The organism is Streptomyces sp. RLA012 (assembly GCF_056270325.1).
In genome coordinates, this window is record NZ_JBWDPA010000002.1 from 7,080,493 (window position 1) to 7,098,764 (window position 18,272).

Below are 18,272 nucleotides of genomic sequence, written 5' to 3' on the forward strand. Positions count from 1 at the left end.
CGGGGTGGGGGTACTCCCCCCGTGCCTCTTGCGATGGGGGAGGATGCGGACAACAACAGGAGCGAACGGCAAGGGAGCGAACGACAACGGGCGTGGTGCTGCGCATTCGGGTGGGACTGCGAATCGTGGGACGACAACGGTGTCGACTTGTCAATCCGTCGACATTCCGACGTTCCGCCAATCGACTCTATTCGCCTGCATGCCCGACTGGAACGTCCGGTAAGCGTGACCTTACCCACGGTGCCGGAGCACAGGGGGCGCACGGAGTCATCGCGTCCACCAAGTGGACGGTTCGACGCGCCCGTTGAGGGGGCGTTCATGGTTCGGATACCGAACTGTCGCTCCGCATAGTGCAGTTGCCAGGTTCAAGTCAAGGTCTGTCTTTTCTTTGGTAACTCCGGTCGAATGTCGTCACTTGACACGCGTATACGCGCGCGGACCTCCCTGACCCCAGGATCCCCCCATCCGCGTGGACGAACGCGGGGGAGGACTTCAAGTGACCAGCAGGCCATGGACGTTCAGAGCGGCCGCGGTGGGCGTGGCCCTCGCGGCGGCGACCGCCACATTCTCCACGTTCGCCGTGGCGCAGGCGGACGGCGCGGCATCGGCGTCGGGCGCGGCGTCGGCGAGCGCGAACCGCCACGAGCCCCGGCCGGCCGGCGACGAGGTCGAGCACGACCTCGACGGCCCGCTCAGCAAGACCCAGGACGCACAGCGCGAAGAGGCCCTGAACCAGGTCATATCCGGGGACGCGAAGGTCCAGGACCGGAACGGCTCACAGGTCGTCAAGCTCAAGGGCAAGAACAAGTACGTCGAGCTCGGCCGCGAGAAGACCGACAAGATCTTCACGATCCTGGTCGAGTTCGGCGACCAGGTCGACAGCCGCTACGGCGGCACCGTGGGCCCGCTGCACAACCAGATAGCCGAGCCCGACCGCACCCAGGACAACAGCACGGCCTGGCAGGCGGACTACAACCAGGCGCACTTCCAGGAGCTCTACTTCGGCACCGGCACGAAGACCGAGTCGCTGAAGAAGTACTACGAGAAGCAGTCCTCGGGCCGCTACTCGGTCGACGGCGAGGTCACCGACTGGGTCAAGGTCCCCTACAACGAGGCCCGTTACGGCTCCAACTCGGCGTCCACCGGTGCCTGGTACGCGGTCCAGGACGGTGTCACCGCCTGGGTCGCCGACCAGAAGGCGGCCGGCAGGTCCGACGCGGACATCAAGGCGGACCTGGCCGAGTACGACCAGTGGGACCGCTACGACTACGACGGCGACGGCAACTTCAACGAGCCCGACGGCTACATCGACCACTTCCAGATCGTGCACGCCGGTGAGGACGAGTCCGCGGGCGGCGGCGCGCAGGGCGAGGACGCCATCTGGGCGCACCGCTGGTACGCGTTCGGCACCGACGCGGGCGCCACGGGCCCGGCCGGCAACAAGCTGGGCGGCGCCGCGATCGGCGACACCGGCATCTGGGTCGGCGACTACACCATCCAGCCGGAGAACGGCGGCCTCGGCGTCTACGCGCACGAGTACGGCCACGACCTGGGTCTGCCGGACGAGTACGACACCACCAACTCGGCCGAGAACTCCACGGGTTTCTGGACCCTGATGTCCTCCGGTTCCTGGCTCGGCACCGGCAAGAACGCCATCGGTGACCTGCCCGGCGACATGAACGCCTGGGACAAGCTGCAGCTCGGCTGGCTGAACTACGACACGGCCAAGGCCGCGACGAAGTCGAAGCACAAGCTGGGTGTCGCCGAGTACAACACCAAGAACAAGCAGGCCCTCGTGGTCTCGCTGCCCGACAAGGCGGTCACCACCGAGATCGTCACCCCGGCGCAGGGCTCGACCCAGTGGTGGAGCGGCAGCGGCAACGACCTCAGGAACACGCTGACCCGTTCCGTCGACCTCACCGGCAAGTCGTCGGCCGCCCTCACGCTCGACGGCTGGTACGACATCGAGGCCGACTACGACTACCTGTACGCCGAGGTCTCGACCGACGGCGGCGCCAACTGGACCGTGATCGACGGCACGGTGGACGGGCAGCCGATCCCGCGCGACGGCAGCGGCAAGCCCGCGCTGACCGGCACGGTGGACGCGTACAAGAAGCTGTCGTACCCGCTCGACGCCTACGCGGGCCAGAAGATCGACCTGCGTTTCCGCTACCAGAGTGACGGCGGCGTGGCACTGAAGGGCTTCGCGGCCGACGAGATCGCCGTGACCGCGGACGGTTCGGCGCTCTTCTCGGACAACGCCGAGACCGCGGACGCCGCGTGGACCGCCGTCGGCTTCTCCCGCGTCGGCGCGTCCTTCACCGACGACTACCCGCAGTACTACATCGCGGAGAACCGTCAGTACGTCTCGTACGACAAGACCCTCAAGACCGGTCCGTACAACTTCGGCTTCTCGACGACGCGTCCGTCCTGGGTGGAGCACTACCCGTACCAGAACGGCCTGTTGATCTGGAAGTGGGACACCTCGCAGAAGGACAACAACGTCAGCGAGCACGCGGGCTCCGGGCAGATCCTGCCGGTCGACTCGCACTCGACCGCGCTGAAGTGGTCCGACGGAACGGTGATGCGCAGCCGGATCCAGTCGTACGACTCGCCGTTCAGCCTGTACCGCACGGACGGCCTCACGCTGCACAACGCGGACGTGGCGACGAAGATCCCGTCGAAGCCGGGGGTGCCGGTCTTCAACGACCACACCAGCACCTACTACGACACGACGGCCCCGACCGCCGGTGTCAAGATCACTGACACCAACACCAAGATCAAGATCGTCAAGGAGGCCCGGGATGGCTCGACGATCTCGCTGGAGGTCGGACCTGCGCTGAGGTAATCGGTATTAGCGCAGGTCAGAAGCGTATCGGCGGTGACCCCCTGGCGGGTTGCCGCCGATCGTGTTTAGGTGCGTCCTGTGGATTTCTTATTGACACCGGTGCGCGCGGGGGTGTGACTGCATGGCCGCAGGAGGTTTCTGCAAGCTGCCGAACGGCAGCGTGGTGGTGGCGCTGAACCTGCCCAGCCCGGCGGGCTCGGGCCCTGGCAGCGTGCGCTTTCTGGTCCTGGCCAGGAACCGCGCCCGCGCCCTGACGCGCCTGCGCAACCTCGGCCTGCGCGCGGTCTACCTCCGCGGGAACGCGGCCCCGCCCACCCCCGACGAGGTCACCGCCGTCCTGCACCACCCCGACGGCCTGATATGGCGCACGGCCACCGACCACGGTGTCGTCGCGTATCCGGGACCGGCCCAGGAGCTCTGGCACCCGATCAGAGCCCTCCTCGGACGCCCGGCGGCCCAGACGTGAGCCACTCGGTGACGTGAGTCACCCGGCGGGCGGCGCGGGTCCGGGGCGGTGGCGCTAGACGACCGGCTTGCCCGTCAGTTCCACGCCCGCCGCCCGCAGCTCCTCCAGAGCCCGTTCCGTCGTCTCCTCGGCCACCCCGGCCGTGAGGTCGAGCAGGACCTGGGTGCGGAAGCCGTCGCGCGCGGCGTCCAGGGCGGTGGCGCGCACGCAGTGGTCGGTGGCGATGCCCACCACGTCCACCTCGTCGATCTCGCGGGCGCGCAGCCAGTCGCCCAGCGGGACCCCGTTCTCGTCGGCGCCCTCGAAGCCGCTGTACGCCGCGGCGTACGCGCCCTTGTCGAAGACGGCGTCTATCGCGCCGGAGGCGACCACCGGGGCGAAGTTCGGGTGGAACCCGACGCCCTCCGTGCCGGCCACGCAGTGCGCGGGCCAGGAGTGGACGAAGTCGGGGTTGTCGGCGAAGTGGCCGCCGGGTGCGATGTGGAGGTCACGGGTGGCGACGACATGGCGGTAGCCGGCGGGTGCCTGCCCGATCAGCTCCGTGATGGCGGCGGCCACATCGGCGCCCCCCGCCACCGCGAGGCTGCCCCCCTCGCAGAAGTCGTTCTGCACGTCTACGACGATCAAGGCGCGGCGCATGGTCGGTGTCCTTCGACTATGGGGTCGGTGGCTAGAGGGTGTCGGGTCCGGCCTGTGGAGCCGAGCCTAGAGACTTCACACGCGGCGCGGGAGGGGGTGACGCGCAACGGCCGCGGCGATGCCGGTGGCTACGGCGGTGACGGGGGCGGAGGCCATGACGACGGTTCTCTTGCATGCTGCCGTTGCATTCCCGCTGACCGCCCGTTCATTCGCGTTTGCCCAAGGGTGGCCGGAGGAGGCCGGGGGCGCCGCCCGCGCGCGCCCCCGGCGCACACCGGTGTACAACGGACACCCGCCGGCCGCCCGACGGGTTTCTGCCCGACGCCCGCACTACGCCGGTCAGGTGCCCGTCAGATGTATTCGGTCGGAATGACCGGTTCCCCGCGCGAGAGCTGCGTCGCCGACAGCGGCAGGTTGGCGCGGGCGGCCGCGTGCCGGTCGCGTACGACGTCGAGGGGCTCGCGGGCGAGCACCTGGCCGCCTTTTATGAGCTCCACCAGCAGTTGCTGGTCGGCCAGCTCGGCCGGAACCGGCCCGGTGCCGATCACCTCGGCCTCCGCGACCCCGTGGTCGTCGAGGCGGCGCGCGGCCCACTTGCGCCCGCCGATCGAGGTCTTCCCACCGGTGGACTTCTTGGCCACGGGCTCCAGCGGAGCCTTCGGGTCCGCCGACTCGGCACGGGCGACCAGTTTGTAGACCATCGAACAGGTGGGATGGCCGGAACCCGTCACCAACTGCGTACCGACCCCGTACGCGTCCACGGGTGCCGCCGCCAGCGAGGCGATCGCGTACTCGTCCAGATCCGAGGTCACGATGATCCTGGTCCCGGTCGCGCCCAGCTCGTCCAGCTGCGCGCGCACCCGGTGCGCGACCAGCAGCAGGTCCCCGGAGTCGATGCGCACCGCCCCGAGCTCGGGTCCGGCGACCTCGACCGCCCGCCGTACCGCCTCCGCGACGTCGTACGTGTCCACGAGCAGGGTCGTGCCGCGGCCGAGCGAGTTCACCTGGGCCTGGAAGGCGTCCCGCTCCCGGTCGTGGAGCAGGGTGAAGGCGTGTGCCGACGTACCCACGGTCGGAATGCCGTAGCGGAAGCCCGCCGCCAGGTCGGAGGTGGTCGTGAAGCCCCCGACGTACGCGGCCCGTGCCGCCGCCACCGCGGCCAGCTCGTGGGTGCGCCGGGCGCCCATCTCGATCAGCGGCCGGTCCCCGGCGGCGGAGGCCATCCGGGAGGCGGCGGCCGCGATCGCCGAGTCGTGGTTGAGGATGGAGAGGATCACGGTCTCCAGGAGCACGCACTCCGCGAAGGACCCCTCGACCCGCAGGATCGGCGAGCCCGGGAAGTACACCTCGCCCTCCGGATAGCCCCAGATGTCCCCGCCGAAGCGGTACGAGGCGAGCCACTTCAGGGTGGGGTCGTCCACGATGGCGTTCTCGCGCAGGAAGCCGAGGACGTCGGCGTCGAAACGGAAGTTCTCGACCGCGTCCAGCACGCGTCCGGTGCCCGCGACGACCCCGTACCGCCGTCCTTCGGGCAGCCGCCGCGTGAAGACCTCGAAGACCGAGCGCCGCTCGGCGGTCCCCGCGGCCAGCGCGGCCTGCAACATCGTCAGCTCGTACTGGTCCGTGAAGAGCGCCGTCGAGGGAACGTCCACCGGCAGCCCAAGGTCCGCTGTGTTCATGGGACTGGATGGTACCCCCATCTCGTCACTCTGACGATTTGTGGGGTCTGTTTCTCCCCGGATGGGATTCGGGGGGTCCATTTGTGCGGGCGCCCCCCTCTGGTGGCAGCATGGGCCGTGTGACGGCTCCCGCACCCCTAGAGATCGAAAAGACCGAGTCGGCGGAGGAGGTCTTCGCCGTGCCGGAGCCCGACGTCCCCTGGTTGACGATCGTCCACAACGATCCGGTCAACCTGATGAGCTATGTGACGTATGTCTTCCAGACGTACTTCGGCTACACCAAGGACAAGGCCACCAAGCTCATGCTCGACGTCCACCACAAGGGCCGGGCCGTCGTCTCCAGCGGCACGCGCGAGGAGATGGAACGCGACGTACAGGCCATGCACGGCTACGGTCTGTGGGCCACCCTTCAGCAGGACCGGAAGTAGCGAACTCACTCCATGCCAGGACACTTCGAACCGCTCCCCGGCGGCGGCGCGGCCGTCGCCCTCGACGAGGTCGAGATCTCCATCATCCGCACCCTCGCCGTACAGCTCCTGGAGCTCATCGGTCCCGGCCCCGCGGAGGACGCCCCCGACGACCCGCTCGCCGAACTGTTCGCGGAGGGCCCCAGCGAGCCGCCCTCCGACCCCGTGCTGCAGCGCCTCTTCCCGGACGCCTACGGCGGCCCCGACGTCGAGGCGTCCTCGCCGGAACAGGCCGAGGAGCAGCGCGCGTACTCCTCCGAGTTCCGCCGCTTCACCGAGAACGACCTGCGCGCGGGCAAACGCGACAACGCCCTCGCGGTGATCCGCTCACTGGACGCGCTCACCACGGCGGGTGACGGCGGGGCGATCCTGAAGCTCTCCGCCGAGGAGTCCGAGCAGTGGCTGCGTGCCCTCAACGACCTGCGCCTCGCGATCGGGGCCCGGCTCGACGTCGTCGACGAGGAGGACACCGACCTCCTCTACCGCCTCCCGGACGAGGACCCGCGCAAGCCGATGGTGATGGCATACCTGTGGCTGGGCGGCCTCCAGGAAACCCTCGTCGAAACCCTGACCCCCTGACCGACCCTCCACACACCCCGACCGGGCTGCCGCGTGTCGGGCTGTAGGCCGTGGCAGGGTCCCGTGTCTCGGTCGGGCTGCCGTGTCCTGGCTCGCGGGTCTCGGCCGGCTCCGCGTCTCAGTCGTACGCCTCGACCGGGCTGCCGCGTGTCGGCCTGTGCGTCGTGACAGGGTCCTGTGTCTCGGCCTGTACGTTTTGGCCGGGCTGCCGCGTGTCGCCCTGTGCGTCCGGGCCAGGTTCCTCGCGCCTCAGGCCTTGCGCCCCGGCCGCGGGCGCCCCGCACCCGGGTCCGAGACACTCGTGCTCCGGTCGGGGCGGCCCCCGTACCCCCGATCGAGGGAATCCCGGAGCCCTCGTGGCTCGGCCGGGGGTGCCCCGTGTCCCGATCGGTGAAGCCGCTTCCTCCTGACCCGGCGGAGCCTCCGGCGCTGGTCGGGGGCTCGGTCAGGGCCTGGTCGGCGTTCGCTCAGAGGACGCTCAGATCCGGATAACGATCCCGTCACCGTTGCGGCCGCGTATGCACCCCTAGGTGCTGTTTGTCCGCTTCTTCCTGTGGCATGCCTTACAGCACCCACGGTCTCCCCTGGTTGTGGCCGTGATAAATCTTCACGACCGCCCGACAGGACACCACCCATGTCCGGTCGGGTGCGCCACCGAGCCGGTGACCACCGGCCAGGCGGAGCGGCATCGTCCGCTCGGCTCCATCACATCCGGGGGGGATCGGAACCCGATCCGAAGCCAAGGGACTGGCTCGGACCGGCATGGAGAAAGGCGCACCACACATGACCTCGTCGCAGGTCGGCAAGACCGACGAGCCCCGGGCCGGCAGCGCGTCCGTGGGCGGCGACACCCCCGAAGAGGGGTACGAGCGCGGGCTCGGCAGCCGCCAGGTCCAGATGATCGCGATCGGCGGCGCCATCGGCGTCGGCCTCTTCCTGGGTGCCGGGGCGAACATCGCCAAGGCGGGCCCCAGCCTCATCTTCATGTACGCCCTCGCCGGCGTGATCATCTTCTTCGTCATGCGGGCGCTCGGCGAGCTGCTCCTCTACCGCCCGGTCTCGGGCTCCTTCGCGGAGTACTCCCGCGAGTTCCTCGGCCCGTTCTTCGGCTACTTCACCGGCTGGACGTACTGGCTGATGTGGGTGGTGACCGGCATGGCGGAACTCACCGCCGCCGCGATCTACGTCCACTACTGGTTCCCGTCCATCCCCCAATGGGTGACGGCGCTGGTCTTCCTGATCGTCCTCTTCGTGGCGAACCTGATCTCGGTGAAGCTCTTCGGAGAGATCGAGTTCTGGTTCTCGATGGTCAAGGTCACCGCGCTGATCGGCATGATCGTGATCGGCCTCGGCGTCCTCACCTTCGGCTTCAGCTCGGCCGGTGACACGGCCTCCGTCGCGAACCTCTGGCAGTTCGACGGCTTCTTCCCCAAGGGCATCGGCTCGTCCCTGATGACCCTGCAGGGCGTCATGTTCGCCTACCTCGCCGTCGAGCTCGTCGGCGTCACGGCGGGCGAGTCCGAGAACCCGGAGAAGACCCTCCCGAAGGCGATCAACACCCTCCCGTGGCGCATCGCCCTCTTCTACGTCGGCGCGCTCACGGTCATCCTCTGCGTCGTGAAGTGGACGGAGTTCGCACCGGGCGTCAGCCCCTTCGTGGAGGCCTTCGCGAAGATCGGCATCCCGGCCGGCGCCGGAATCGTCAACTTCGTGGTCCTGACCGCCGCCCTGTCCTCCTGCAACTCCGGCATGTACTCCACGGGCCGCATGCTGCGCACCCTCGCGGACAACGGCGAGGCCCCGAAGGTCTTCAACAAGCTCTCCTCGACCAAGACCCCGGCGATCGGCATCACCGTCTCCATGCTCTTCATGGGCATCGGCGTGATCCTGAACTACGTCGTCCCGGAGAAGGCCTTCGGCTACGTCACCTCGGTGGCCACCGCCGCCGGTATCTGGACCTGGCTGATGATCCTGGTCAGCCACATCCTCTACCGTCGCGCGGTCGACGCGGGACGCCTGCCCGCCTCGTCCTTCCCGGCCCCGGGCGGCGCGAAGTGCAGCTGGGTCGCGGTCGTGTTCCTGCTCTTCGTCACGGGCCTCATCGCGTACGACGCCGACTCCCGCATCTGCCTCTACGTGATGGCCGGCTGGGCCGCCGCGCTGGGCGTGGGCTGGGCCGTGCTCAAGGCGCGCAATCCGCAGGTCGCCGAGCGCCGCGAACCGGTGTTCGAGAAGGTCGGCTGACCTCCGCCACGGATGTCCGCCCCCCCCCGGGGCCGCCGCTCAGGACGTCCGGCATATGGGCCGCCCCGTACCACCCCCCGGTACGTGGCGGCCCTTCTGCTTATCCTGACCGACATGCTGACCATCACCCAGGCCCTCGTCGACCAGATCGTCGCGCACGCGCGCCAGGACCACCCCGACGAGGCGTGCGGCGTCGTCGCGGGCCCGGCAGGCTCGGGCCGCCCCGAGCGCTTCATCCCGATGCTCAACGCCGCCCGCTCGCCCACGTTCTACGAGTTCGACTCCGGCGATCTGCTGAAGCTGTACCGCGAGATGGACGACCGCGACGAGGAGCCGGTGATCATCTACCACTCCCACACGGCGACCGAGGCGTACCCCTCCCGCACGGACATCTCGTACGCGAACGAGCCCGGCGCACACTACGTCCTCGTCTCGACGGCGGACGCGGACGACGCGGGTCCGTTCCAGTTCCGCTCGTTCCGGATCCTCGAAGCAGAGGTGACGGAGGAGGAGGTCAAGGTGGTCGACGCGTACTGAACCGGGCCTGGCCCGGTGCCGACGCCGCTCCGATTCCGAACTTTGGGCAGAATTCATCCACCATCTGAGATCACATTCCGGGACCCGGACCGGGAATCGATACGATGAGCCCATGGTTTCCCACGACGTGAGCGACAAGACGCCGGGCATGCTGCTCGTGGCGCGCCTGCACGTCGACCTGTGCAGGCTGCAGAGCGCCATCTGTACGCGCTGACCTGCCCGCCGTACGGCCGTGAGGCGCGGCCACGCAACCGGCGCACTCCCCGCCCACCGCTCGACCCGCGCTGCCGCGCGCCCACCGACCGACTTTCCTTCCGACAGGAGCCCGCAACCATGGCCATCGAGGTCCGCATCCCCACCATCCTCCGCACCTACACCGGCGGCGAGAAGGCCGTCGAGGGCGGCGGCGCGACCCTCGCCGAGCTGTTCGCCGACCTCGAGACCCGGCACGCGGGCATCCAGGCCCGCATCGTCGACGGCGGCCAGCTGCGCCGCTTCGTCAATGTGTACCTGAACGACGAGGACGTCCGCTTCCTCGACGGCATCGACACCGCGCTCACCGACGGCGACAACGTGACGATCCTGCCGGCCGTGGCCGGCGGCATGGTCTGATCGGCTGCTGACCGCTGATGCGCTACGACTCCCCGCTCGCCGCGGTGGGCAACACGCCGCTCGTGCGCCTGCCCCGGCTCTCGCCGTCCGCGGACGTCCGCATCTGGGCGAAGCTGGAGGACCGCAACCCGACGGGTTCGGTCAAGGACCGCCCGGCCCTCCACATGGTCGAACAGGCGGAGAAGGACGGCCGGTTGACGCCCGGCTGCACGATCCTGGAGCCCACCAGCGGCAACACCGGCATCTCGCTCGCCATGGCGGCGAAGCTCAAGGGCTACCGCATGGTGTGCGTGATGCCGGAGAACACCTCGCAGGAGCGGCGGGACCTGCTGGGCATGTGGGGCGCGGAGATCATCCCCAGCCCCGCGGCCGGCGGCTCCAACACCGCCGTACGCGTCGCGAAGGAACTGTCGGCCGAGCACCCGGACTGGGTGATGCTCTACCAGTACGGGAACCCCGACAACGCGGGCGCCCACTACGCGACGACAGGTCCGGAAATCCTCGCGGACCTGCCGTCGGTCACCCACTTCGTGGCGGGCCTCGGGACCACCGGCACGCTGATGGGAGTGGGCCGCTACCTCCGCGAGCACAAGCCGGACGTGAAGATCGTGGCCGCGGAGCCGCGCTACGACGACCTGGTGTACGGCTTGCGCAATCTGGACGAGGGCTTCGTGCCGGAGCTGTACGACGCCTCTGTCCTGACGACCCGTTTCTCGGTCGGCTCCGCCGACGCCGTCACCCGCACCCGTGAGCTCCTCCAGCAGGAGGGCATCTTCGCGGGCGTCTCCACCGGAGCCGCCCTCCACGCCGCGATCGGTGTCGGCAAGAAGGCGCTGGCCGCCGGGGAGTCCGCGGACATCGTGTTCGTCGTGGCCGACGGCGGCTGGAAGTACCTGTCGACGGGCGTGTACACCGCCGCGACGACGGAGGAAGCGATCGAAACCCTCCAGGGCCAGCTCTGGGCGTAGGCCACGCGGACGGCGAGGGCACGTTCCCTCGCCTCCGGGCCCGGGCGGGCGGGGGCTGGTCGCGCAGTTCCCCGCGCCCGTGGCAGGGCGCCGGCAAGGCCCTCAGTCGGCCAAATGCCTGACCTGGTCCCACAGGACCGGATCCACCACCCCCACCCGCCGCCGGAACTCCCACACCGGCACATCCCGCAGCTCGTCCGTCTCCAGGAAACTCGCCCGCCCATGGGCGTCACCGACGGCACCCGGCGGCAGCGGAATCACCCCGGCCCGCTCATCGTGGTACTTACTGGTGATCTTCGCGACCACCGCGCCGTCCCCCCGCACGGACAGCACCAGACACGGCCGGTCCTTGCGCCCCGGCCCGTCCTCGAACGAAACGTTCGCCCACCAGATCTCCGCCGGCCGCGGCCGAGGCGCCCCCCGCCGCGCCCCGCCCAGCCGCCGCGGCCGGAGCCGGGCGGGCGCGGCCGGCCGATGCCCACGACGCCCCCAGCCGTCGACCAGCGTCGCGATCAGCGCGAGCAGTACGACCGCCGCCAGGGCGAGCCACCAGGACGTGTCCATACCAAAGAAGGTACCGGCGCGCACCCCACCCCGCCCCCTGCCCGAACGGCCCTCGCCCCCCACGTCCGTCCGGCCGTCCATCCGAACCGGTGACACCACAGGTGAGTTCGCCCACAACAGCCCTTGGCGGAGGAGCGACACGCCCTTTTGCGCCTTACGCTCGACGGACCGCACGACCCCCGTTCCCGTATCTGCTCCGAGTAGTTGCACCCCGCATTTACTCTCTGCACTTCCTGCCAGCGCGGAGGTTCCAGCTCCTATGAAGCTCACCGTCGTCGGCTGCTCGGGGTCGTTCCCGTCCGCGGAATCGGCCTGTTCGAGCTACCTCGTCGAGGCCGACGGCTTCCGGCTGCTTCTCGACATGGGCAATGGTGCCCTTGGCGAGCTGCAGCGCCACTGCGGTCTCTACGACCTCGACGCGATCTTCCTCAGCCATCTGCACGCCGACCACTGCATTGACATGTGCGCGTACTTCGTCGCGCGCTACTACCGCCACGACGGCGGCCGCTGCGACCCGATCCCCGTCTACGGACCCGAGGGCACGGAACAGCGTCTGACCACCGCCTACGCGGACACCCCCACCGCCTCCTCGATGAGCGAGGTCTTCGACTTCCACACCGTCAAGCCGGGCACGTTCGACATAGGCCCGTTCACCGTGCACACGGAGCGGGTGCGCCACCCCGTGGAGGCCTACGGCATCCGTATCGAGCACGGCGGGAGGTCGCTGACGTACTCCGGGGACACCGGCGTCACCGACGCCCTGGAGGAACTCGCCCGGGACACCGACCTGTTCCTCTGCGAGGCCGCGTTCACGCACGGCAAGGAGAACATCCCCGACCTGCACCTCAACGGCCGCGAGGCAGGGGAGACCGCCACCCGCGCCGGCGCCCGCCGTCTGCTGCTCACCCACATCCCACCGTGGACGGACCCCCGGATCAACCTGGCCGACGCCCGCGCGGTGTACTCGGGTCCCGCGGATCTGGCGACGCCCCGGGCGGCGTACGAGATCTAGATCCGCACGAGAATCCAGAGCCGGTACGACGCCGAGGGCCCCCGGAGATCGCTCCGGGGGCCCTCACCGTCGTAGGTGTGCCGTGGCAGTAGGTGTGCCTGGGCGGTAGCTGTGCCGAGGCGGTAGGTGTGGCCGGGACAGTACGCGTCCGAGGCCGTACGGGTGCCTACTTGGCCTCCGCCTTCTGCAGTTCCGCCAGCTCCTCGTCCGTCTCGCGGCCGGGCGTGGGCAGGTTCCACTTGATGATCGCGAAGCGGAAGACCACGTAGTAGACCGCCGCGAAGCACAGACCCACCAGGACCAGGCCCCACGGGTTGGACGCGATGCCGAGGTTCAGGCCGAAGTCGACCGCGCCGGCCGAGAAGCCGAAGCCGTCCTTCATGCCGAGCGCCCAGGTCAGCGCCATCGACACGCCGGTGAGGAGCGCGTGGATGGCGTACAGGACCGGAGCGATGAACATGAACGTGAACTCGATCGGCTCGGTCACACCCGTCACGAACGAGGTCAGCGCGATCGAGAACATCATGCCGCCGACGACCTTGCGGCGCTCGGGGCGGGCACAGTGCACGATCGCCAGACACGCGGCGGGAAGGCCGAACATCATGATCGGGAAGAAGCCGGTCATGAACTGGCCCGCGCTCGGGTCACCGGCCAGGAAGCGCGCGATGTCACCGCTCTTGCCGTGGTACTCGCCGGCCTGGAACCACGGGAACGAGTTCAGCAGGTGGTGCATGCCGATCGGGATGAGCGCACGGTTGGCGACACCGAAGATGCCCGCGCCGACGGCGCCCGAACCGACCAGCCACTCACCGAAGTTGTGCAGACCCGTGCCGAGGACCGGCCAGATGTAGCCGAAGACGATGCCGAGCAGCAGCCCCGCGAAGGCGGACAGGATCGGGACGAGCCGGCGGCCGCCGAAGAAGCCCGCCCAGTCGGGCAGCTTGGTCCGGTAGAACTTCTGGTACAGCAGGGCGACGACTATGCCCATCACCACGCCGCCCAGGACCTTGGCGTCGACCGGGGCGTCCACCATGACCACCTTGCCGTCGACGGCCGTGGCCACCTTCGGCAGGTTCTTGTCGGTGAACGTCGCCAGCACGTTCTTGAAGACCAGATAGCCGACCACCGCCGCGAGCGCCGTCGAACCGTCCGACTTCTTCGCGAAGCCGATCGCGATGCCCACGGCGAACAGCAGCGCCATGTTGTCGAGGATCGCGTTGCCACCGGCCGACATAAAGCCGGCGATCTTGGTGAAGAACGTGGGGAAGGACGGGCGTCCGAGCATGTCGGCATTGCCGAGACGCACCAGGAGCGCGGCGGCGGGCAGTACGGCGACCGGCAGCATCAGGCTGCGGCCGATGCGCTGCAGAACAGCCATCACGCCGGAGCCCTTCTTCTTGTCGGCCGCGGGAGCGGCGCTGGCCGTGGTCACAACTTCCTCCAGTGGGCAAGGCGCCGCCCGGGGAACAGGGGAGGGGGGTAAGGACGGCGTGGTCTACACCACTCAGTGGTGTAGACCTTTTGTAGCACGGTGAAGGCTGGATAAGGAACCCATGAATTCAACGGCCTCTTCCATAATGGTAAGAAATGGTTCCAGGCATGACGAACACCCCTGAACTCCAGACCCGGAAAGCACTCCGAAACGACAACGGCGGGGCCGGGTTGGCGGCCATCCACTCACTGGTGTAGACCAGTCGACGACGGTTGAAGCGGTTCCGATCAGGGAGCAGGGAGTAGGACATGGCCACCAAGGCTGAGAAGATCGTCGCCGGGCTCGGCGGCATCGACAACATCGAAGAGGTCGAGGGCTGCATCACCCGCCTGCGCACCGAGGTCGTGGACCCGAGCAAGGTCGACGAGGCCGCCCTCAAGGCCGCCGGCGCCCACGGCGTCGTCAAGATGGGCACCGCCATCCAGGTCGTCATCGGCACCGACGCGGACCCGATCGCCGCGGACATCGAAGACATGATGTGAGCCGAGGGAGCCCGGCCCGGCTCCATGTCTCACCCCTGAGGGGCCGCTTCCGCAACCGGAGGCGGCCCCTCAACCATCTCCGGCTAGGCTCATCGCCATGTCTCGAATCGACGGCCGCACCCCCGAACAACTGCGCCCCATCACCATCCAGCGCGGCTGGAGCAAGCACGCCGAGGGCTCCGTCCTCGTCTCCTTCGGCGACACCAAGGTGTTCTGCACCGCCTCCGTCACCGAGGGCGTCCCGCGCTGGCGCAAAGGCAGCGGCGAAGGCTGGGTCACCGCCGAGTACTCCATGCTCCCGCGCGCCACGAACACCCGCGGCGACCGCGAGTCGGTCCGCGGCAAGATCGGCGGCCGTACCCACGAAATCTCCCGCCTCATCGGCCGCTCCCTGCGCGCCGTCATCGACTACAAGGCGCTCGGCGAGAACACCATCGTCCTGGACTGCGACGTCCTCCAGGCCGACGGCGGCACCCGGACGGCGGCCATCACCGGCGCGTACGTGGCGCTCGCCGACGCGGTCGCCTGGGCGCAGGCCAAGAAGCTGGTCAAGGCCGGCCGCAAGCCCCTGACCGGCACGGTCTCCGCCGTCTCGGTCGGCATCGTGGGCGGCGTGCCGCTGCTGGACCTCTGCTACGAGGAGGACGTCAAGGCCGACACCGACATGAACGTCGTGTGCACCGGCGACGGCCGCTTCGTCGAGGTCCAGGGCACCGCGGAGGCCGAACCCTTCGACCGCAAGGAGCTGAACGCCCTGCTCGACCTCGCCGTCACGGGCTGCGACGAGCTCGCCGAGATCCAGCGGGCGGCACTTGAGGCAACCACGGAATAACCCTTCGCGTTCTTAGGGGTACGGGCGTACGGTCCAGCCGTGCGCCCCGCCGGCCCCCGCACGGGGTCGTGCGACCGCGCCACGGGGTCGAGCGGACCAGCGTCACAGGTCGAGCGACCGCGCCGTCGGGGTCGACCACATCTTGTCCACGGGGAGGGACTGTTCCATGGCCGCGCGCCACCGTCGCCGCACAGCCGCATTCGCCGTCGTCGCCGCACTCGTCGCCCTGCCGGCGGCCGTCGGCTGCGATGCCGTCAACAAAGCCCTGGACTGCGTCCAGACCGCCGACTCCATCGCCGACAGCGTGACCGACCTCCAGCAGGCGGTCGAGAACGCGGCGAACGACCCGACGCAGACCGACGAGTCCCTCAACGCGATCGAGAACAACCTCGACAAGATCGGCGACAAGACGGACAACACGGATGTCAACAAGGCGGTCGACGATCTGAGCAAGGCCGTCGGCAACGTCCGTACGGCCATCAAGAACGGCGACAGCACCCCCGACGTCAGCCCCGTCACGGACGCGGCGGGAGAACTGACGAAGGTCTGCACACCGTAACCCCGGCGCGCCGGCGCCCCGGGCCCTTGGATACTGATGGCCATGACCCGCCTGATCCTCGCCACCCGCAACGCCGGAAAGATCACCGAGCTGAACGCGATCCTCGCCGACGCAGGTCTCGCCCATGACCTCGTCGGCGCGGACGCCTACCCGCACATCCCCGACGTCAAGGAAACCGGCGTCACCTTCGCCGAGAACGCCCTGCTGAAGGCCCACGCCCTGGCTCGGGCAACCGGCCTCCCGGCCGTCGCCGACGACTCCGGCCTCTGCGTGGACGTCCTCAACGGCGCCCCCGGCATCTTCTCCGCCCGCTGGTCCGGCCACCACGGCGACGACCGCGCGAACCTCGACCTCCTCCTCGCCCAGCTGTCCGACATCTCCGACGAACACCGGGGCGCCCACTTCGCCTGCGCGGCGGCGCTGGCCCTGCCGGACGGCACGGAGCGGGTGGTCGAGGGGCAACTGCGGGGCACCCTGCGCCACACCCCGACCGGCACCAACGGCTTCGGCTACGACCCGATCCTCCAGCCGGAGGGCGAGACCCGCACCTGCGCCGAACTCTCCCCCGAGGAGAAGAACGCGATCAGCCACCGGGGGAAGGCGTTCAGGGGGCTGGTGCCGGTGGTTCGGGAGTTGTTGGGCTGAGACACGGAGAGGGGCCGCCTTGCTGGACGGCCCCTCTGTGTGTGCGGCCGGTGGGACTCGAACCCACACGGGCTTTCGCCCACGGGCTCCTAAGGCCCGCGCGTGCTACCAAATTTCGCCACGGCCGCGTACCCCGCCATGCTACCGGTCCCGTGGCGATTTCCTATCTGGCGTGTCGACGACCTCCTCGGCACCAGGTGCTGGTGATCGCATGACAGTTGGGGCACAGCAAACGGAGGTTCTCCGGGCGGTCGTCGCTCCAGTCGCCGTTGATGTGGTCGACTTCCAGCGTCATGGGTTTTCCGAGCCACGCAGGTCCAGTGCCGCACTCGGCACATTGTTCGGGTATGCCGATTTGGCGGAGTGCTCGGCGTAACTGCGAAGTCCTTGTCCGGCGCTTCCCGCTGTGCTGGATCAGAATGTCTTCCGGTCGTTTGGCAGGCGACGTACCTGGCCTTCCCCGCTGGTGTGCCTGCCCCAGGAAGTGAGTGGTCGGGAGGCATTCTTCGGTGATCCACTGGCGAAACAACGCGCGTTGGCTGCCGTTGTCCGGGCGGCCGAGGTGGCGAAGCGCTTCGGCGATGGAGAGTGACTCTGCCACCGCCACGCGCAGTTCGTCAGACGTGGGCCGAGTCTGTTTGGTGTGGCTGCCGCAGTGGCGGAAGTGCGAGATGTCGATCCCGAAGTGAGCGAAGCGTCTCGTCAGGTAGCGCCGGAGGTAGCCGTATGGCTGGGTGCCGAAGAAGGCGATGACCCCGTCGATGTCGGAGCACTGTTCGGCGGCTTGCGTCATCCGCTCGCGGGTGTACTGCACGCCACTGCTCATGAGGCGCCGCTCCTGGTGCGTCCCTTGGCGCGACCTCGGTAACTGTCCGTCGCTGAGTGGCAGTTGGGACACAGGAACCGGAGGTTCTCGATGCGGCTGTCACGCCAGTTGCCATCGATGTGGTCGATCTCCAGGGGGAGTGGGTGACCTCCCCAGGTCGGCTCCGTGCCACAGCGCGCGCAACGTTCGGGCACGCCCAGGGCTGTCATAGCCCATTTGAGTCGGTCGCTCGGGATGCGCCGGGCATGACCAGCCGTCTGCTCGACGAGCACGGCCTCCGGTGTCCGAGGTTGCTTGGGCTTCCCTCGTCTGGTCGGCACCTGGAAGTGCGAGGTGTCGATGCCGTATGCCTTGATTCGACGGCTGATGTGCGTGTGATGTCCACCGACGATCTCAAGTCCGAGTCGGCAGAGCACCTCGCACATGTTCGTCGAGGCCGCAACCGCTGCCCCAAGGACTTCTCTCGTCCACCGCACCCCCTCGCGCTCGAAGTGTGAGATGTCCACCCCGAGCTTCTTCATGCGCTCGTGTACGTACCGCCGCGTCGAACTCTTCGGATCCACCCCCAACCTCCCCAACGCCTCCGACAACGTCCGCGTAGAACGGGCCGCCTCCTCCAAGCGCTCCTTGGTGTACGGGCTGACCGGCATGATTCCCCTCCGTTCCGGCCACATGTTCGTGACCTCGTACGGAGTAACGAACCGTTGATCGGATGGTCACGTGGCTTGATAGTCTGCTGACCAGTACTCAGGCCTTTCGGGCTCGGACGCATGTCCGCCCGGGAGGCTTTTTTCATGCCTGGAGATCCTTGGAGGAGGACC

Annotated in this window: 20 protein-coding genes and 1 tRNA gene; 14 read left to right on the forward strand and 7 right to left on the reverse strand. The window is 68.8% G+C overall.

Annotated features, from left to right (window positions below; all coding sequences use genetic code 11):
- The first annotated feature begins 496 nt into the window (after positions 1-496).
- Positions 497-2,848, forward strand: a complete 2,352-nt coding sequence (locus RV986_RS32520; RefSeq protein ID WP_475920794.1) for an immune inhibitor A domain-containing protein — start codon at positions 497-499, stop codon at positions 2,846-2,848.
- A 121-nt stretch (positions 2,849-2,969) separates the two neighbouring features.
- Positions 2,970-3,314, forward strand: a complete 345-nt coding sequence (locus RV986_RS32525; protein ID WP_475920795.1) for a hypothetical protein — start codon at positions 2,970-2,972, stop codon at positions 3,312-3,314.
- A 54-nt stretch (positions 3,315-3,368) separates the two neighbouring features.
- On the opposite strand, the gene RV986_RS32530 is transcribed toward RV986_RS32525, so the two are convergent.
- Together RV986_RS32530 and RV986_RS32535 are read right to left on the reverse strand one after the other, a co-directional pair.
- The gene (locus RV986_RS32530) at positions 3,369-3,953 is read right to left on the reverse strand and encodes an isochorismatase family protein (protein WP_475920796.1); all 585 of its coding nucleotides are present in this window, start codon (positions 3,951-3,953) and stop codon (positions 3,369-3,371) included.
- A gap of 350 nt (positions 3,954-4,303) precedes the next feature.
- Positions 4,304-5,632 carry a nicotinate phosphoribosyltransferase gene (locus RV986_RS32535; RefSeq protein ID WP_475920797.1) on the reverse strand — a complete coding sequence of 443 codons (1,329 nt, stop codon included), beginning with the start codon at positions 5,630-5,632 and terminating at the stop codon, positions 4,304-4,306.
- Positions 5,633-5,742: 110 nt separating this feature from the next.
- Here RV986_RS32535 and clpS point away from each other — a divergent pair, with 110 nt between their 5' ends.
- From clpS to RV986_RS32570, 7 genes are all read left to right on the forward strand, one after another.
- Positions 5,743-6,060 carry an ATP-dependent Clp protease adapter ClpS gene (clpS, locus tag RV986_RS32540; RefSeq protein ID WP_352049040.1) on the forward strand — a complete coding sequence of 106 codons (318 nt, stop codon included), beginning with the start codon at positions 5,743-5,745 and terminating at the stop codon, positions 6,058-6,060.
- A 12-nt stretch (positions 6,061-6,072) separates the two neighbouring features.
- Positions 6,073-6,678: a DUF2017 domain-containing protein gene (locus RV986_RS32545; RefSeq protein ID WP_475920798.1), complete on the forward strand. Its 606-nt coding sequence runs from the start codon at positions 6,073-6,075 to the stop codon at positions 6,676-6,678.
- A 783-nt stretch (positions 6,679-7,461) separates the two neighbouring features.
- Entirely contained in the window at positions 7,462-8,922 is a 1,461-nt protein-coding gene (locus RV986_RS32550) for an amino acid permease (RefSeq protein ID WP_475920799.1), read from the forward strand.
- A 114-nt stretch (positions 8,923-9,036) separates the two neighbouring features.
- Positions 9,037-9,459, forward strand: a complete 423-nt coding sequence (locus tag RV986_RS32555; protein WP_475920800.1) for a M67 family metallopeptidase — start codon at positions 9,037-9,039, stop codon at positions 9,457-9,459.
- Between the two features lie 112 nt (positions 9,460-9,571).
- Entirely contained in the window at positions 9,572-9,673 is a 102-nt protein-coding gene (locus RV986_RS32560) for a putative leader peptide (protein WP_313904860.1), read from the forward strand.
- Between the two features lie 119 nt (positions 9,674-9,792).
- The gene (locus RV986_RS32565; protein ID WP_475920801.1) at positions 9,793-10,071 is read left to right on the forward strand and encodes a MoaD/ThiS family protein; all 279 of its coding nucleotides are present in this window, start codon (positions 9,793-9,795) and stop codon (positions 10,069-10,071) included.
- 17 nt (positions 10,072-10,088) lie between these two features.
- On the forward strand, positions 10,089-11,039 hold the full coding sequence (locus RV986_RS32570; RefSeq protein WP_475920802.1) for a PLP-dependent cysteine synthase family protein: 951 nt from the start codon (positions 10,089-10,091) through the stop codon (positions 11,037-11,039).
- 102 nt (positions 11,040-11,141) lie between these two features.
- On the opposite strand, the gene RV986_RS32575 is transcribed toward RV986_RS32570, so the two are convergent.
- Positions 11,142-11,603, reverse strand: coding sequence for a type II toxin-antitoxin system PemK/MazF family toxin (locus RV986_RS32575; protein ID WP_475920803.1), 462 nt, complete (start codon positions 11,601-11,603; stop codon positions 11,142-11,144).
- A 259-nt stretch (positions 11,604-11,862) separates the two neighbouring features.
- On the opposite strand from RV986_RS32575, the gene RV986_RS32580 reads away from it, so the two are divergent.
- Entirely contained in the window at positions 11,863-12,615 is a 753-nt protein-coding gene (locus RV986_RS32580) for an MBL fold metallo-hydrolase (protein ID WP_475920804.1), read from the forward strand.
- Positions 12,616-12,781: 166 nt separating this feature from the next.
- Here the strand turns inward: RV986_RS32580 and RV986_RS32585 are convergent, their stop codons facing one another.
- Positions 12,782-14,047, reverse strand: a complete 1,266-nt coding sequence (locus RV986_RS32585; protein WP_475920805.1) for a PTS transporter subunit EIIC — start codon at positions 14,045-14,047, stop codon at positions 12,782-12,784.
- Positions 14,048-14,355: 308 nt separating this feature from the next.
- Between RV986_RS32585 and RV986_RS32590 the strand changes: the two genes are divergently transcribed.
- The 4 genes from RV986_RS32590 (at position 14,356) to rdgB (ending at position 16,625) form a co-directional block, all read left to right on the forward strand.
- Positions 14,356-14,589, forward strand: coding sequence for a PTS sugar transporter subunit IIB (locus RV986_RS32590; protein ID WP_030569190.1), 234 nt, complete (start codon positions 14,356-14,358; stop codon positions 14,587-14,589).
- 97 nt (positions 14,590-14,686) lie between these two features.
- Entirely contained in the window at positions 14,687-15,421 is a 735-nt protein-coding gene (gene rph / locus RV986_RS32595) for a ribonuclease PH (RefSeq protein WP_475920806.1), read from the forward strand.
- A 166-nt stretch (positions 15,422-15,587) separates the two neighbouring features.
- The gene (locus RV986_RS32600) at positions 15,588-15,980 is read left to right on the forward strand and encodes a hypothetical protein (protein ID WP_475920807.1); all 393 of its coding nucleotides are present in this window, start codon (positions 15,588-15,590) and stop codon (positions 15,978-15,980) included.
- Positions 15,981-16,022: 42 nt separating this feature from the next.
- A complete protein-coding gene (rdgB, locus tag RV986_RS32605; protein WP_475920808.1) occupies positions 16,023-16,625 on the forward strand; it encodes an RdgB/HAM1 family non-canonical purine NTP pyrophosphatase in 603 nt (200 codons plus the stop codon).
- A 42-nt stretch (positions 16,626-16,667) separates the two neighbouring features.
- On the opposite strand, the gene RV986_RS32610 is transcribed toward rdgB, so the two are convergent.
- From RV986_RS32610 to RV986_RS32620, 3 genes are all read right to left on the reverse strand, one after another.
- A tRNA-Leu gene (locus RV986_RS32610) sits at positions 16,668-16,753 on the reverse strand.
- Positions 16,754-16,788: 35 nt separating this feature from the next.
- On the reverse strand, positions 16,789-17,451 hold the full coding sequence (locus RV986_RS32615; protein WP_475920809.1) for an HNH endonuclease: 663 nt from the start codon (positions 17,449-17,451) through the stop codon (positions 16,789-16,791).
- Complete coding sequence (locus RV986_RS32620) at positions 17,448-18,101, reverse strand: HNH endonuclease signature motif containing protein (RefSeq protein ID WP_475920810.1); 654 nt, start codon at positions 18,099-18,101, stop codon at positions 17,448-17,450. Before RV986_RS32620 ends, RV986_RS32615 begins: the two co-directional genes overlap by 4 nt.
- Between the last annotated feature and the right edge of the window lie 171 nt (positions 18,102-18,272).

What these genes read in the sequence shown, in the direction of transcription:
- RV986_RS32570 (WP_475920802.1), top strand. Translation starts at nt 10,089, where the DNA reads ATGCGCTACGACTCCCCGCTCGCCGCGGTGGGCAACACGCCGCTCGTG.
- RV986_RS32620 (WP_475920810.1), bottom strand. Translation starts at nt 18,101, where the DNA reads ATGCCGGTCAGCCCGTACACCAAGGAGCGCTTGGAGGAGGCGGCCCGT.
- RV986_RS32525 (WP_475920795.1), top strand. Translation starts at nt 2,970, where the DNA reads ATGGCCGCAGGAGGTTTCTGCAAGCTGCCGAACGGCAGCGTGGTGGTG.
- RV986_RS32535 (WP_475920797.1), bottom strand. Translation starts at nt 5,632, where the DNA reads ATGAACACAGCGGACCTTGGGCTGCCGGTGGACGTTCCCTCGACGGCG.
- RV986_RS32550 (WP_475920799.1), top strand. Translation starts at nt 7,462, where the DNA reads ATGACCTCGTCGCAGGTCGGCAAGACCGACGAGCCCCGGGCCGGCAGC.
- RV986_RS32600 (WP_475920807.1), top strand. Translation starts at nt 15,588, where the DNA reads ATGGCCGCGCGCCACCGTCGCCGCACAGCCGCATTCGCCGTCGTCGCC.
- RV986_RS32580 (WP_475920804.1), top strand. Translation starts at nt 11,863, where the DNA reads ATGAAGCTCACCGTCGTCGGCTGCTCGGGGTCGTTCCCGTCCGCGGAA.
- RV986_RS32555 (WP_475920800.1), top strand. Translation starts at nt 9,037, where the DNA reads ATGCTGACCATCACCCAGGCCCTCGTCGACCAGATCGTCGCGCACGCG.
- RV986_RS32560 (WP_313904860.1), top strand. Translation starts at nt 9,572, where the DNA reads ATGGTTTCCCACGACGTGAGCGACAAGACGCCGGGCATGCTGCTCGTG.
- RV986_RS32590 (WP_030569190.1), top strand. Translation starts at nt 14,356, where the DNA reads ATGGCCACCAAGGCTGAGAAGATCGTCGCCGGGCTCGGCGGCATCGAC.
- rph (WP_475920806.1), top strand. Translation starts at nt 14,687, where the DNA reads ATGTCTCGAATCGACGGCCGCACCCCCGAACAACTGCGCCCCATCACC.
- RV986_RS32575 (WP_475920803.1), bottom strand. Translation starts at nt 11,603, where the DNA reads ATGGACACGTCCTGGTGGCTCGCCCTGGCGGCGGTCGTACTGCTCGCG.
- RV986_RS32565 (WP_475920801.1), top strand. Translation starts at nt 9,793, where the DNA reads ATGGCCATCGAGGTCCGCATCCCCACCATCCTCCGCACCTACACCGGC.
- RV986_RS32545 (WP_475920798.1), top strand. Translation starts at nt 6,073, where the DNA reads ATGCCAGGACACTTCGAACCGCTCCCCGGCGGCGGCGCGGCCGTCGCC.
- clpS (WP_352049040.1), top strand. Translation starts at nt 5,743, where the DNA reads ATGGGCCGTGTGACGGCTCCCGCACCCCTAGAGATCGAAAAGACCGAG.
- rdgB (WP_475920808.1), top strand. Translation starts at nt 16,023, where the DNA reads ATGACCCGCCTGATCCTCGCCACCCGCAACGCCGGAAAGATCACCGAG.
- RV986_RS32530 (WP_475920796.1), bottom strand. Translation starts at nt 3,953, where the DNA reads ATGCGCCGCGCCTTGATCGTCGTAGACGTGCAGAACGACTTCTGCGAG.
- RV986_RS32615 (WP_475920809.1), bottom strand. Translation starts at nt 17,451, where the DNA reads ATGAGCAGTGGCGTGCAGTACACCCGCGAGCGGATGACGCAAGCCGCC.